The following is a 13,382-nucleotide window of genomic DNA, read 5'->3' on the forward strand; positions in this document are numbered from 1 at the left end:
GTGGCTCGGACAACCGGCGGTCGGTGCGTGGGGGTCGCCGCCGTGGGAACCCTCCAAGAGGACGTGCCGACGAATTTGTTGAGCACCCATCGACGATTGGGCGTGCCACCGGCCTGCGGGGCAGACTGGCCGACATGTCAGGCTCCACCACGGGACACGATCCCAAGCCCAAACGCACCTTCTTCGGACAGCCGTTCGAGCTGTCGACGCCCTTCGCGGTGGAGCTCTGGGAGCGGTTCTCGTTCTACGGCATGCAGGGCATCGTCCTGATCTACATGTACTACACGGTCACGCAGGGCGGCCTGGGGATCGACAAGGGCATCGCGACCGGGATCATGGGCGCGTACGGCGGTGCCGTGTACCTGTTCACGATCATCGGCGCGTGGATCGCCGACCGGCTGCTCGGTGCCGACCGCACCCTGTTCGGCAGCGCGATCGTCGTCATGCTCGGCCACATCGCCCTGGCGCTCATCCCCGGGGTTGCGGGCGTCGGAGTCGGCCTCGTCCTCATCGCGCTCGGGTCCGGCGGACTCAAGGCGACCGCCACGACGATCGTCGGCGGGCTCTACAGCCGCGACGACCCCCGCCGTGACGCCGGGTTCTCGCTGTACTACCTCGGCGTCAACCTCGGTGCGTTCTTCGGGCCGCTCCTGACCGGCCTGCTGCAGAGCTTGCTCGGCTTCCACTACGGCTTCGGGCTCGCCGCCGTCGGCATGGCAGCCGGCCTGGTGCAGTACGCGATCCGTCGGAAGAACCTGCCCGACACGGTCCGCCACGTCACGAACCCGGTCGACCGCCGGCGCCTGCCGCTGATCGGGGTCGGGGTCGTCGTCGCCCTGGTCGTGATCGTGGTCGCCGTCCTGACCGGCCTGCTGAACGTCGGCAACCTGCCCACCGTGGTCGTCGCGATCGTGATCCTCGCCACGATCGGGTACTTCGTCGTCATCCTGACGAGCGGCATCACGGCACAGGAGCGGTCGCGGGTGTTCGCGTTCATCCCGCTCTTCATCGGCAGCGCCGTGTTCTGGTCGCTCTACCAGCAGCAGTTCACCGTCGTCACGGTCTACTCCGACGAGCGACTGAACCGCTCGTTGTTCGGGTGGCAGATGCCGGTGTCGTGGGTGCAGTCGATCAACCCGGTCTTCATCATCGTGCTGTCCGGGGTCTTCGCAGCGCTCTGGACCAAGCTCGGCGACCGACAGCCGTCCACCCCGACGAAGTTCGGCCTGGGCACCGGCATCATGGGCGTCGCGTTCCTGCTGTTCCTGCCCTTCGTCGGCTCGGGCCAGAACGGCACGCCGCTGCTTGCCCTGGTCGGCATCCTGCTCGTCTTCACGCTGGCCGAGCTGCTGCTGTCACCCGTCGGGCAGTCCGTGGCCACGAAGCTCGCGCCGCCGAAGTTCCAGACGCAGATGGTCGCGCTGTTCTTCCTGTCCGTGTCGCTCGGCACCGCCGTCACCGGGGTGCTGTCGCAGTACTACGACCCGGCAAACGAGGCACCGTACTTCGCCGTGCTCGGTCTCGTCGCCGTCGCGGTCGGTGTGGTCCTGCTCGTCCTGGCCAAGCCGGTCCTGAAGCTCATGCGCGGTATCCGCTGATCCGTCGCGGCATCCGCTACTCCGTCGCGGCATCCGCTACTCCGTCGCGGCATCCGCTACTCCGTCGCGGCATCCGCTAACCTGAGGGAAGCCACACGGCCGAAGCAACCAAGGAGTCACCCCATGCTCGAACTCATCGCCGGCATCATCATCGGCATCGGCGTCCTCGGAGGTGTGGGCTGCTGCATGGCGGTCGCCGCCATGATGAAGAGCGGCTCCGAAGAGTACTGAGCCCGCTGGGCTACTCGCCGCTGCCGGTCGTGATCGGCACCAACTGACGACTCAGGACGGTCGCGCGCTCGAAGGGGCCGCGGCCGTCCTTCGTGTACACGGGCTCCTCGAACGCGACGGTCCACGACAGCGGCTCGCCGACGCCGGGGTAGCCGACGATCTGGTTGCCGCCAGGAGCCACGATCACGCCGATCGGCTCGTCGGCCCACCGCTCACCGCCCTCCGCGGAGTCGATGACCTGCACGAGCGCGCCGATGCCGAGGCCGGGGGCGTCGTCGGGGCGGGGCTTGGGGGAGCGGCGTCCGAACACGGCATCACCGTAGCGTGCTCGCCGATCAACCCGCTCCGTCCCACGCGCTGAGGTTCCACGACATGCCGCGTGCGGGCCGCTGAGGTTCCACGGATGCACGCCCGAGCGCCCGAGGTTCCGAGATCTCGGAACCTGACGGGCTCGGACGCTTCGGGGACATGATGGGGGCGACGTGGACGGCGGGGCGACGCCGAGGTTCCACGACATGCCGCGTGCGGGCCGCCGAGGTTCCACGGATGCACGCGGGGGCGCCCGAGGTTCCGAGATTTCGGAACCTCGGGGACGACGCCCCCGCCCCGTCAGGCGTCGGCGGGGACCCGGGCGATCTCGGTGATGGACGAGTGGCCCGTCTCGGGGTGCTTGCGCATCGAGAGCAGCCGCTCCATCGAGGGCTCGAGCGCCGTGACCTTGTCGAGCGGCGCACTCACCACCAGCTGGAACCCGAGCCGGAGCCACGCGGTGACCGCACGACCGGCGAACTCCGAGTCCGCCTTGATGAACGCCTCGTCGAGGAACACCGGGGCGAACCGGGGCCGGGGCCGGGTCTCGTCGCCGAGCTGGTAGCGGAGCGCCGCACCGACGATGAACGCCACGAGTTCCTGCGTCTCACCACCGGACTTGTCACCGAGCGACGAGTAGACACCGAGGTCGTCGCCCGACGTGTCGTAGCGGACCGCTGTGATCTCCATGTGCCGCCGGACGTCGAGCACGGCGTCGCGCTGGGTGGTGCGGCCACGGGCGGCGTCGGGGTCGGGGCGGATGACGGCCATGAAGCGTCGGAGCCGGCGGAACCGGGTCTCGAGCACGTCGTCGGTCAGCTCGGCGTCGACCGAGGCGGACAGGGCGCGGAGCTCCCGGCGGAACGCGGTGACGTCCTCGCGGGTGACCCGCCGGATCTGGATCTTCAGGCGGTCGCGGTTCGCGCCGAACGGCAGGTCCCGCAGGATCTCGTTGACGGGTTCGAGGCGCTCCTCGATCTCGACGACGGCCCGGTCGAAGGCCCCGGCGAGCGGCACGAGGTCCTCGCCGCTCCACTGCGACAGCCGCCGACGCCACTCGGTGCGTCGGGCGTGCAGGCCGGTCGCGACGATCTGGTCGAGGATGGCGTGGTAGTCCGGGTACGACGCGACGCCGGTGCCGAGGTTCGGGTCCGGCCAGGCGTCCTGGTACCGCTGGAACGTGAGCGTCAACGAGGTCGAGGCCGCTGCGGCACCGTCGAGTGCCTGCGACAGCCGCTCCTCGAGGCGTCGTCGGAGCCGTCGGGTGGCGTCGTCGAAACCGTCCACACCGTCCGGGGCACCGACCTCGGCGAACGTCTCGGCGAGCAGTCGCGACTGCTCGTCGTCGGGCAACGACTCGGGGGTGTCGTCGAAACGCGACAGGATCTCGGCGGCGGCGTCCTGGCCGTCGACGAGCACGGCGTGCCGCTCCTCGAGGCGCTGCACGGAGAGCCGTGCGGCGGAGCGTCGGTCGGCGGTCTCGTCGAGCGACTTCCGCAGGCGGGCGACCGAGGCGCGCAGGGTCCGGAGGCCGTCGTCGGCGGCGAGCAGCGCCTGGCGTTCCTCGTCGAGGCGGGCGAGCGACGTCTCGACGCCCTCGACGTCGATGGCGTCCCACGTCACGTCGACGACGTGCTGGTGCGCTGCGCGGAGGACGTCGAGCGCGGTGAGGTCCTGCGCGACGTCGGTGCGACGGGCCTCGAGCGTGGCGAGGTCCTGCGCGATCGACGCGAGCTCCTGCTCGACGGCGGCGACGCGGGCCTCGTTCGTGAAGCCGATGACGTTGGCCTGGCGGCGGTCACCGTGCGCACCACGCCGGCCGTCGCGGAGCTGGCCGGACTCGGTCACACGCCGGCCACCACCACCGAGCTCCGAGGCGTCGGTGACGCAGCGGGCGTCGGTGCGGTCCGACTCGATCCGCTCCCGCACCCAGGTGCTGAACGGCGAGTGCTTGATGGCGAGCTTGCCGGAGACCATCGCGGGGTCGCCGTCGAGGTCCAGGTGCGGTCCGGTCGGCACGCCCTCGAACTGCACGCGGACGGGCAGGCGGAGTGCGTCGATCGCCTCACTGAAGGCGCCGAGGCGGTCCTGGTCGACCAGCAGGGTGCGGGCGACGGGGGCCAGGACGGACTCGATCGCCGTCCGCCAGCGCTCCTCGCCGGGCTGTACGTCGAGCAGTTCGGCGACGAACGGCAGGTCGGCGGGGTCGATGCCGGCGGCACGGGCCATCGCGAGCCGGGCTTCGTGCATCGGCAGGGGCATCGCGCCCTGTCGGTGCTCGAGCGACTGCCGCTCCTGGCGCAGCGAGCGCTCCCGGTCGAGCAGCGGGTACTCCTCGCGCGTCAGGGCGTCGCGGCGGTCGTCCAACGACGAGCGCGAAGCAGCGTAGGACCCGAGGAACTCGTGCGAGCTGCGCTGCGCGGCAGTGAAGTCGGCCTCGGTCGCGACGGACGTGCCGAGCACCGCTGTGCGCTCGTCGAAGGTCGCCCGGGTCCGGACCACCGCGTCGCGCTCACGGGTGAGTCGTTCGATGCGGTCCTCGAGCTGGGCGAGCGCGTTGCCGCCCTGGTCGCGCAGCCGCGCCTCGGCGTCACGCAGCTCGATCTCCACGGCGGCGTGCCGGGCCTCGGCAGCGGCGACCTCGGCGCGGGACGCCGTGCGCTCCCGGCCGTTGCGGTCCACCTCGGCGTCGAGCAGGTCCGCTTCCGCGAGGCCGTCCAGTGCGCGAACGGGGAGACCTCGGCGCCGGTGGCGATGCCGTCCAGGGCCTCGGCCGCGGCCTTCGAGCGTTCGATCTCGTCGTGCAGGTCGGTGATCGGGGAGAGGATGCGCACCTTGCGCTCCTCGGTGTCCATCGCCTCGTACGCCTCGTCGAGGGCGGAGAAGTGCGCGAGGGCGCGGTCGGCGGCCTCGTAGGTGCCCGGGGTCTCGAGCACGAGCGACTTGTACAGCGCATCGACCGTCGGCAGGTGCTGCCCCGCCTGGATGCGCGCCAGCAGACGCATCGCCCGGTTCCCGCCGCCGGAGTCGCCGATGCCGAGCCGGGTCTGCAGCGTGTACGCGAGCTCCTGGTAGGTGTCGCGGATCACCAGCCCCGGCACCCGACCGGTCAGTTCGAGGTGGTGGAAGCGCGTCGGTACGAACTCCTCGAGCCGGCGCAGGTCGAACGTGTCGTCGACCGTCGCCATGGTCATCTGGATGTCGCCGACGCCCCGCGCGCGCTTCGGCACGATGTACGCCCGCAGCACCGTGAAGCGCCGCTCGTCGTCGTTCCGGAAGGTGACCGCGGCCGCACCCCAGGTGGTCTGGTCGTCGCCGCGCAGGTTCACGTCGCGCAGGGCACCGGACTCGGGGTCACGGCGGGTGTCGACCTTGCCCCGCAGGTACGTGAGCAGGTTGCGCTGGTCGGCGCTGCGCGCGCGACCCGTCGTGGCGTCGTTCGAGGCGCCGTTGAACGGCACGTCGGACGGCATCATCACGGCCAGGTACGCGTCCATCAGCGTGGACTTGCCGGTGCCGGACGCGCCGGAGATGAGCGTCGCGGTGCCGGACAGCTCGACCTGCCGGTGGCCGTGGAACCCGCCCCAGTTCACGACCTGCATCGACTCGGCGCGCCACTGCGCGACCGTGTCGAACAGCGCGGGGATCTGGAAGGTGTCGGTCATGCTTCCGTCTCGCCGTCGTCATCGGTGTCGGTCTCGTCGGCCGGGAGGCCCGTGGCGGCTCCGTCGGTCGGCTCGCCGCCCTGGTCGGTCGCGTCTTCGTGCGCGGTGGTGGTCCGCAGCCACGTGTCCAGTTCCAGCAGGCGCTCCAGGGGGAGCAGCACCTCGACGACGCTCGCCACCCGGAAACGGTCCGGGTCCGAGGTGCGGATCAGGATGCGCGCCGTCACGAGGCGTTCGACGGCCTTCGCCACCCGGCCCTCGTCGCGCGTGCGGTCGGTCGCGGTCGCCGGTCGGAACCCGGCGACGTGCCCGAGGATCTCCGAGCGGTCGACGACCACCTGGTCCGGACCCGGTCGGGCATCGGCGCGCAGGCGCATCCGCAGGTAGACGAGGACGATCGTCTCCTCGCGGGTGTACGGCAGGTCGCGCAGCAACGTGGGGAACGTGCGGCGCTGGCTCTCCGAACGGGCCTGGCGCTTCCACGCGACCTCGCGGTCACGGTCGACGTGGAGTTCGAGGAACAGGTCGTTCAGACGCGACCGCAACTGGTACTCGGCGTCGAGCACCGCACGCCACTCGTCGGGGTGCGTGCGGGAGCTGACGTACGAGTGCCGGAGCAGCGCCACCAGCGCACGTCGCTGGTGCTCGTCGAGCCGACCCTCGTCGCCCTCGAAGAGGGCGAAGCTGGATTCGTCGCGTTCGTCGTCCTGCAGGACGGATGCGGGGTCGTCGTACGGGACGGTCTCGTCGACCGGTGCCGGCGTCGTGTCGCTCACCGTGCCTCCTGTGCGTTCTCTGCGGTGTCGTCGTGGGGATCGCCGACCGGCGCGTGCTCGGCAGCGAGCGCGGCGGTGGGCATGTGGAAGGTGACCGGGCTGCCGTCCGGACGCACTGTCCGGTGTTCGGCGACGTGCGCGGCGGACTCGAAGTCGTCGCGTCCGGTGAGCAGGTGGGCGAGGCCGAAGAGCTCGACCGGTCGACGCTGTTCGGGCGGCAGCCCGTGGAAGGCGTCGACGCTCGAGTCGGCGTCGGCGAACCGGAGCGCGGCACGAAGCTCGGTCAGGAGCGGGCCACCGTGCTTGCGGAGCATCTCGACGTCGAGGTCCTCGAAGACGTCGTCGTCGGGTTCCTCGATGGGCGGCGGCACGGACTCGGCGTCCGGGTCGTAGAAGCGCTCGCGCAGGGTGCCGACCTCGGCCGACGCCGGCAGCAGCGGGAGCGGGATGCGGTCGCGCGCACCGCCCTGGTCCATCAGCGTCGCCAGGCCGCGGTTGATCGAGCGGATCACGGCGTCGAGTTCGCGGTCGCGCACGACGTCGTGGGCGACGATCTGGTCGCGGAGCGTGGCGGTGAGCTGGCGCCGCTGCGCGAGGACGTCCTCGATGCCCTGGCGCAGGATCGTGACCGTGTTGCGGAACGCGCGGCGCTCACCGGCTCCGAGCCCGTCGGCGAAGGAGTGGGACAGGATCGTCGCGATGTCGTCGCGCAGGCGGAGCAGCAGGGCGTCGTCGCGCAGGAGCTCGAAGGCACCCTCGAACGCGCGGCCCTCGGGCGTCGCCTGCATCAGGTTGTCGGTGCGCGCGAGGTAGTCGTCGAGGATCTCGCCGATCGGGCGGACCTCTTGCCGGAAGTCCTCGACGATCGAGCGGTGCATCGTCGCGACGGCCTCTTCCACGCGCTTGAAGTCGCTCGGGAGCTGCCGGATCAGGTCGGAGATGTTCGTGTACCCGTCGCGCATCCGGTCGTCCTCGACGGTGACGACGTCGTCGCCGTGCTCGAGGCGTTCACGCTCGGCCCGCAGTTCGGCGATCTGGGCGTCGATACGGCGGATCTGCACGTCGGGGTCCGGCTCGGCGCGGGCGGCCCAGCGGTGCACGGCGTCGACGATCATCGCCAGACGGCTCTCGCTGATCAGGGCACGGTCGGCCGACAGGGCGTCGACGAGGCTCAGGGCCTCGAGCGCGTGACTGGTCAGGGAGTACTGCTCGTCGCCGTCGGGGGAGTTGGAGCGGACCAGCCATTGTGCCGCCACCCACTCGCGGCAGAGGGCTCGGCCGTTCGGTCGGGGGTCCTGTTCGCTCTGCTCGTGCTGTTCGCTCGCGGGCACGCGTGCGCCCGAGGCCTGCAGGCGGGCGACGTGCTCCTCGACCTGCAGGTGCATGCGGTCGGCGGGGACGTACTGGACGTCGCGGTCGAACACCGTGCGGAACACGGCGAGGACCGTCGCGCTCGTCGGGCGGGACATGAGGCGCAGGGTCGGACGGTCGAGGACCGCTCGGACCCGGGCGAACTCGAGGTCGACGTCGGTCATGCGCCCCTTCGTCCGATCGTGCTGATGGTGTGGCCCGCATGATGCGGCCCGGTGAGATGACAAGAGCCCGACGCTGCTGCGTCGGGCTCTGTCTCAAGGGTGGGCGATACCAGACTCGAACTGATGACCTCTTCGGTGTGAACGAAGCGCGCTACCAACTGCGCCAATCGCCCCCTGCACTGTTCGTGCGAGTCGATAGTAGCGGAAGTCCGGCGGTGCATCGAACACGGCGCGCGCCCCGGGTGTGGCGCGCTGCTGACGAGGGGGCTCGAACCAGCCGGATCCGCATGAACTCGGGGGACACGCCCGGTGAACGGGAAGGATTTTGGTGGATGCCCCTGGGTTCGTATAGAGTTTACGTCGTCGCCGCGACAGCGGAAAGACAAATGCGGATGTGGCGCAGTGGTAGCGCATCACCTTGCCAAGGTGAGGGTCGCGAGTTCGAATCTCGTCATCCGCTCGAGTGTGGGCCTTCTCGAAGTCCCACGACTCACCAGAGGGTATCCCACCGTTCGGGTACTCACGGAGACGTGAACCTCGATGGTGGGGTGGCCGAGAGGCTAGGCAGCGGCCTGCAAAGCCGTCCACGCGGGTTCGAATCCCGTCCCCACCTCCAGCAACACCCTCCAGATCCTGTACGAACCCCGGTTCAGACAGGGAATCTGGGCGATTGGCGCAGCGGTAGCGCGCTTCCCTGACACGGAAGAGGTCACTGGTTCGATCCCAGTATCGCCCACCACGAGAAAGCCCCCGGCAGGACCACCAGGTCCCGCCGGGGGCTTTCGTCGTTGCGGGCGACCGCCGCGCTCGGCTGGCACGATGGCGAGATGGATTCGATGCGTGGGTGGCCGCTGTGGGCCGTGATGATCGTCCTCGCCGTCGCGTTCGGCGGGTTCTGGTACCTGTCGACGTTCGTCACCATGCCCGCCGACGTCCCCGTCGGGATCCGAGTCGCGGCGAGTGCCGTGACAGGCGCCGCGTTCGGCGTGGTCTTCGGGCTCTGGATCGGTCGGCAACGCCGGAGCGTCGGCCCGGCAGCGCGTGATCGTGCGCTCGGCCGAGCGGTCAGGCGCGGAGAACTGCCCGCTGATGCCGACCCGGCGCAGTGGCGCCAGGCGCTCACGCACTACCAGCTGCAGTACCGCCGGCAGCGGTGGTTCGGGCCCATCGTGTTCGTGGTGCTGATGGCGCTCGAGGTGTTCCTCGCCGTCACCGGGCGGCCGGTCTTCTGGTTCGCGGCGGCGATGTTCCTCGTGATCCTGGTCGTCACCCTCGTGCAGACACCGAAGGTGCTGCGGAACACCGCCGCGATGCTCGTCGAGCTCGACCGGCGCGACGCGACCGACACGCGCTGAGCGAGCGGACGCGGCGGTCCGCCGGGCGGTTCCTCGTCGCGGCCGGCGCCCGCGCCGACGCCGGGGCGGCCGGCGCCGGCAGCTCCTCAGCCAGAGACGGAGGCAGCCCGTCGCCGTCGGTCGATCGCGCAGACGGCGAGCGCCATCGCCGCCCCCAGCACCGCTCCGACGCTGTTCATGAACCAGTCGTTCGTGTCGCACCGCCGGCCGAGCACCGGGGCGAGCGCCTGGACGACCTCGATGACGGCGGAGAGGGCGATCACACCGGCGAGGACTGTGAGCGGTCGGTTCGTCGCCGTGCCGAGGAAGAGTGCGAGCGGCAGCAGCATCGCGACGTTGGCGAGCGTGTCCAGGCCCTGGAACGGGACGGAGAACTGCACGGTGCACGTGACGCCGTCAGGCCGAGCGCCGTCGGGCAGCAGGGTGAGCACGAGCACCGCGATGAACGACAACCCGGACAGGCCGAGCAGCACACCACGGAGCCGCAGGCGGTGGAGCGCCCACGCCAGGCCCGCGGCGACGGCGACGCCGACCCAGAACGCGACGCGGACCAGGGCTGCGTGCTCGACGAGGAAGGTGGAGATCATCGGGACCCTCCGTGGCCGCGGTCGGTCTGCGGGTCGAGGCGGTCGAGCCACACCCGCATGAGTGCGGCTTCCTCGGGGAGCAATGCGCTCGACCCACCGGCGTCGAGCTGCGCGCGGAGCTGTCGACGGGGCGCTGCGTCGAGGTCGTCGTGGCCCCGGTCGCGCGGCTCCACCAGGACGGCGCTCAGGACTGCGTCACGGAGCGCGTCGGCAGCGATGGCGGATTCGTACCGCGCGGGCGTGCTCATCCGGTCGAGGGCGAGTCCGACGTTGGCTGCGAGCAACATCGTCGCCGCGACGGGTACGTCGACACGGAGCATGCCGGCGGCGGCACAGCGCGTCAGTGTCCGCTCGAGCAGGACGGTCAGTCCATCGCGGGCAGCGCTCTTCGCCCACGGTCGCGGAGCGAACATCAGCCGGTAGAGCGCGGCGTGCTCGCGGGCGAAGGCGAGGTGGTCGTCCCAGCCGCGGCGCAGGTCCACCGACGGGTCGTCCGACGCCTCGAGTTCGGCTTTCCGCTGCGTGTACCGCTGCAGACCCGTCTCGGCGAGGGCGTCCAGGAGACCACGCTTGTCGCCGAAGATCCGGTAGAGGACAGGCTGTGTCACGCCCACTGCTTCGCAGACCGCTCGGGTGGCGATGTCCCCGTCCGGAGACGCGACCAGCTGCTCCTCCGCCGCGCTGAGCAGCGCGTTGCGGAGTGTTTCGTCAGAACGAGCCATGCAGTGATCGTAGCGCAGCTTGTAGCACCGATCGTAGTCATGCTACGTTCTGTCGTAGCGTCGAAACGGTAGACGCGTATCAATGAAAGGACACCCTATGGCTCACACTTCTGCTCGCGTTGCCATCGTCACGGGCGGCTCGCGCGGTATCGGCCGCGCGGTCTCGTCCCGTCTGGCAGCGGACGGCTTCACCGTGATCGTGAACCACGCGAGCGGGACGGCAGCTGCCGCGGCCACCGTCGAGGAGATCACAGCAGTCGGCGGACACGCGGTCGCCGTGCAGGCAGACGTCGCCGACGAGCACGCCGTGGCCGCCATGTTCGACCAGGTCGAGGCCGACCACGGTGGCGTCGACGTCGTCGTGCACTCCGCCGGACGCCTCGCACTGTCGACGATCGCCGACCAGGACCTGGAGGTCCTCGACGCGCTGCACCGGACGAACATCCGCGGCACCTTCGTCGTCGCACAGCAGGCGGCACGTCGCCTCCGAGCCGGTGGCGCGTTCGTCGGCATGTCGACCTCGGTGGTCGGGACGCAGTTCCCCACCTACGGCGCCTACGTCGCGAGCAAGAGCGCGGCAGAGGGCATGACGCTGATCCTGGCGAAGGAACTCCGTGGCCGTGACGTCACGGCGAACGTGGTCGCTCCGGGGCCGACGGCGACCGCGCTGTTCCTCGACGGGAAGACGGAAGAGCAGATCGACACGCTGGCGAAGGCGCCGCCCCTCGAACGCCTCGGCACCCCGGAGGACATCGCCGGCGTCGTGGCGTTCCTGGTCGGACCGGACGGACACTGGGTGAACGGGCAGACCATCCGCGCCAACGGGGGATGGTCTGATGCCCACGCCGCGGGTCGTCCTCGTCACCGGAGCCCGAGCGGCTTCGGTCGTCTGACGGCGGAGTCGCTCGCACGGGCAGGCAACGTCGTCGTCGCGGGGATGCGTGCCGTCGACGGTCGGAACGCGACCGTTCGCAGGGCGCTCGAGGACCTCGCCGACCGTGAGGCGCTGCAGCTCGGCGCCGTCGAGCTCGACGTGCAGTCGCTGCAGTCCGTCGAGGACGCGGTCGACACCGTCGTCCGTGCACACGGGCGCATCGACGTCCTCGTGCAGAACGCCGGACACATGGCCTACGGCCCGGCCGAGGCGTTCACGCCGGAGCAGTTCGCGGCGCTGTACGACGTCAACGTGGTCGGCGCCCAACGCGTCGCCCGTGCCGTCCTGCCCCACATGCGTGACCGCCGGTCCGGACTGGTCGTCTGGGTCGGCAGTTCGTCGACCCGCGGCGGACACCCGCCGTTCGTGGCGCCGTACTTCGCGGCGAAGGCCGGGTTGGACGCCCTTGCCGAGAGCTACGCCGCAGAACTCGTCCGCTTCGGCATCGACACCACCATCGTGGTCCCGGGCGCCTTCACCTCGGGCACGAACCACTTCACCAACGCCGCGGTGCCGGCGGACGCCGACCGCGTCGCTGCACACGACGAGGAGTACGGAGCGCTCCGGCGGGACCTGACCGGCCGCCTCGCCGAGACCGTGCCGACGGACGCCGACGTACAGGACGTTGCCGACGAGATCGTCCGGGTCGTGGACCTGCCGGGCGGTGGTCGTCCGTACCGCGTCCACATCGATCCCTCGCACGACGGCAGCGAGGTCGTCTCGGCCGTCGCGGACCGCATCCGAGCCGAGTTCTACCGCCGCGTCGGCATCGCGGACCTCCTGTCCCCGAACGCCGCACCCTGACCCCGGAACGTCCGGACCCCCCACTGAGAGGAACACCATGCCCTTCGCCAACATCAAGATCCCTGCTGACACCCTGACCCCCGAGTCCAAGAAGACGCTCCAGGACGCCGTCACCGATGCCATCGTCGACGTCTACGGCGAGCGAGCCCGACCCACGACGCTCGTCATCCTCGACGAGGTCGCCGACGGTGGCTGGATGCTCGGCGGCACCATCCTCAACGAAGCGATGCTCGGCCGCGTCTGACCGTCCGCGCGCGGCGGGGGCCGGCAACACGGTTCCCCGCCGCCTTCTCGGCGACGACGACTCCGACACCGCGCTCGTCACGACGTCCGGGCTGAAGCCAGGCGACACGCTGACCGCGGCCGCCACGCGTCGATCACGGGCCGGACTGGCTCGTCGAGACGTCGGAGGGCTGGCCGAGCTGCTGCTCGATCTGTGGGAGGAGCATCCGCACCGCCGCGACGACGACCTCGTCCACACGCTCCGGGGGATCCGCCCGGCCGCCGCCAGTGCACTGATGCCCTCGGTCGTCGCCGCGAGCAGGAACGGGACCGGGCCCATCGATGCCGGGTCGCGCTCACCGAGCAGTTCCGCACCCAGGGCGAAGAACCGCTCCGCCGAGGACCGCGACCCGCGGTCGCGCTCGGGTCCAGAGCTGTCGTCGGTCGACGTGAACATCAGCTGGACGAGGGGACCGTTCTCCTGGGCGAAGCGGACGTGCGCTCGGACGTACTCGCTGAGGCGGGGCCCGAGGTCCCCGGGACCGCGCGCGGCCTCCAGGTGGCCACGGAGTTCGTCGAAGCCGTCCGCGGCGATCGCGTCGAGGACGGCCTCCCGATCCCGGAAGTGTCGCAGGGGTGCGCCG

General features: G+C 70.7%; 11 protein-coding genes and 4 tRNA genes. 7 read left to right on the forward strand and 8 right to left on the reverse strand.

The annotated features are described in order from the left end of the window. The first annotated feature begins 134 nt into the window (after nt 1-134). Nucleotides 135-1,598 (forward strand): peptide MFS transporter, encoded by a 1,464-nt coding sequence (locus ACZZ0J_RS02415; protein ID WP_463434589.1) that lies wholly within the window; start codon nt 135-137, stop codon nt 1,596-1,598. Between the two features lie 241 nt (nt 1,599-1,839). Here the strand turns inward: ACZZ0J_RS02415 and ACZZ0J_RS02420 are convergent, their stop codons facing one another. The 6 genes from ACZZ0J_RS02420 to ACZZ0J_RS02445 all read right to left on the reverse strand — a co-directional run bounded on the left by ACZZ0J_RS02420 (nt 1,840) and on the right by ACZZ0J_RS02445 (nt 8,287). Further along, nucleotides 1,840-2,139 carry a hypothetical protein gene (locus ACZZ0J_RS02420; RefSeq protein WP_123292766.1) on the reverse strand — a complete coding sequence of 100 codons (300 nt, stop codon included), beginning with the start codon at nt 2,137-2,139 and terminating at the stop codon, nt 1,840-1,842. Between the two features lie 299 nt (nt 2,140-2,438). Next, nucleotides 2,439-4,400 carry an ATP-binding protein gene (locus ACZZ0J_RS02425; protein WP_463438126.1) on the reverse strand — a complete coding sequence of 654 codons (1,962 nt, stop codon included), beginning with the start codon at nt 4,398-4,400 and terminating at the stop codon, nt 2,439-2,441. Nucleotides 4,401-4,480: 80 nt separating this feature from the next. Continuing rightward, a complete protein-coding gene (locus tag ACZZ0J_RS02430) occupies nt 4,481-5,803 on the reverse strand; it encodes an ATP-binding protein (protein ID WP_463434591.1) in 1,323 nt (440 codons plus the stop codon). Further along, nucleotides 5,800-6,579, reverse strand: coding sequence for a DUF4194 domain-containing protein (locus ACZZ0J_RS02435; RefSeq protein ID WP_463434593.1), 780 nt, complete (start codon nt 6,577-6,579; stop codon nt 5,800-5,802). Before ACZZ0J_RS02435 ends, ACZZ0J_RS02430 begins: the two co-directional genes overlap by 4 nt. Further along, on the reverse strand, nt 6,576-8,114 hold the full coding sequence (locus ACZZ0J_RS02440; RefSeq protein WP_463434595.1) for a DUF3375 family protein: 1,539 nt from the start codon (nt 8,112-8,114) through the stop codon (nt 6,576-6,578). The genes ACZZ0J_RS02435 and ACZZ0J_RS02440 overlap by 4 nt, the downstream gene beginning before the upstream one ends. A 100-nt stretch (nt 8,115-8,214) precedes the next feature. Then, a tRNA-Val gene (locus ACZZ0J_RS02445) sits at nt 8,215-8,287 on the reverse strand. Nucleotides 8,288-8,502: 215 nt separating this feature from the next. On the opposite strand from ACZZ0J_RS02445, the gene ACZZ0J_RS02450 reads away from it, so the two are divergent. From ACZZ0J_RS02450 to ACZZ0J_RS02465, 4 genes are all read left to right on the forward strand, one after another. Further along, a tRNA-Gly gene (locus ACZZ0J_RS02450) sits at nt 8,503-8,574 on the forward strand. An 82-nt stretch (nt 8,575-8,656) separates the two neighbouring features. Continuing rightward, a tRNA-Cys gene (locus ACZZ0J_RS02455) sits at nt 8,657-8,730 on the forward strand. 48 nt (nt 8,731-8,778) lie between these two features. Then, a tRNA-Val gene (locus ACZZ0J_RS02460) sits at nt 8,779-8,853 on the forward strand. 88 nt (nt 8,854-8,941) lie between these two features. Beyond that, nucleotides 8,942-9,469, forward strand: a complete 528-nt coding sequence (locus ACZZ0J_RS02465) for a hypothetical protein (protein ID WP_463434597.1) — start codon at nt 8,942-8,944, stop codon at nt 9,467-9,469. Nucleotides 9,470-9,555: 86 nt separating this feature from the next. Here ACZZ0J_RS02465 and ACZZ0J_RS02470 read toward each other — a convergent pair whose 3' ends face one another. Together ACZZ0J_RS02470 and ACZZ0J_RS02475 are read right to left on the reverse strand one after the other, a co-directional pair. Next, nucleotides 9,556-10,056 (reverse strand): VanZ family protein, encoded by a 501-nt coding sequence (locus tag ACZZ0J_RS02470; RefSeq protein WP_463434599.1) that lies wholly within the window; start codon nt 10,054-10,056, stop codon nt 9,556-9,558. Further along, nucleotides 10,053-10,778 (reverse strand): TetR/AcrR family transcriptional regulator, encoded by a 726-nt coding sequence (locus tag ACZZ0J_RS02475; RefSeq protein ID WP_463434601.1) that lies wholly within the window; start codon nt 10,776-10,778, stop codon nt 10,053-10,055. The genes ACZZ0J_RS02470 and ACZZ0J_RS02475 overlap by 4 nt, the downstream gene beginning before the upstream one ends. Nucleotides 10,779-10,875: 97 nt before the next feature. Between ACZZ0J_RS02475 and ACZZ0J_RS02480 the strand changes: the two genes are divergently transcribed. After that, nucleotides 10,876-12,516: an SDR family oxidoreductase gene (locus ACZZ0J_RS02480; protein WP_463434603.1), complete on the forward strand. Its 1,641-nt coding sequence runs from the start codon at nt 10,876-10,878 to the stop codon at nt 12,514-12,516. Between the two features lie 37 nt (nt 12,517-12,553). Further along, nucleotides 12,554-12,760: a tautomerase family protein gene (locus ACZZ0J_RS02485; RefSeq protein WP_214546771.1), complete on the forward strand. Its 207-nt coding sequence runs from the start codon at nt 12,554-12,556 to the stop codon at nt 12,758-12,760. Nucleotides 12,761-13,382 lie beyond the last annotated feature (622 nt).

It is taken from the genome of Curtobacterium sp. AC272 (genome assembly GCF_979258155.1).

Excerpts from the sequence above, each read along its gene's own strand:
- ACZZ0J_RS02485 (WP_214546771.1), top strand. The coding sequence starts at position 12,554 with ATGCCCTTCGCCAACATCAAGATCCCTGCTGACACCCTGACCCCCGAG.
- ACZZ0J_RS02465 (WP_463434597.1), top strand. The coding sequence starts at position 8,942 with ATGGATTCGATGCGTGGGTGGCCGCTGTGGGCCGTGATGATCGTCCTC.
- ACZZ0J_RS02470 (WP_463434599.1), bottom strand. The coding sequence starts at position 10,056 with ATGATCTCCACCTTCCTCGTCGAGCACGCAGCCCTGGTCCGCGTCGCG.
- ACZZ0J_RS02475 (WP_463434601.1), bottom strand. The coding sequence starts at position 10,778 with ATGGCTCGTTCTGACGAAACACTCCGCAACGCGCTGCTCAGCGCGGCG.
- ACZZ0J_RS02425 (WP_463438126.1), bottom strand. The coding sequence starts at position 4,400 with ATGCCCCTGCCGATGCACGAAGCCCGGCTCGCGATGGCCCGTGCCGCC.
- ACZZ0J_RS02430 (WP_463434591.1), bottom strand. The coding sequence starts at position 5,803 with ATGACCGACACCTTCCAGATCCCCGCGCTGTTCGACACGGTCGCGCAG.
- ACZZ0J_RS02480 (WP_463434603.1), top strand. The coding sequence starts at position 10,876 with ATGGCTCACACTTCTGCTCGCGTTGCCATCGTCACGGGCGGCTCGCGC.
- ACZZ0J_RS02440 (WP_463434595.1), bottom strand. The coding sequence starts at position 8,114 with ATGACCGACGTCGACCTCGAGTTCGCCCGGGTCCGAGCGGTCCTCGAC.
- ACZZ0J_RS02415 (WP_463434589.1), top strand. The coding sequence starts at position 135 with ATGTCAGGCTCCACCACGGGACACGATCCCAAGCCCAAACGCACCTTC.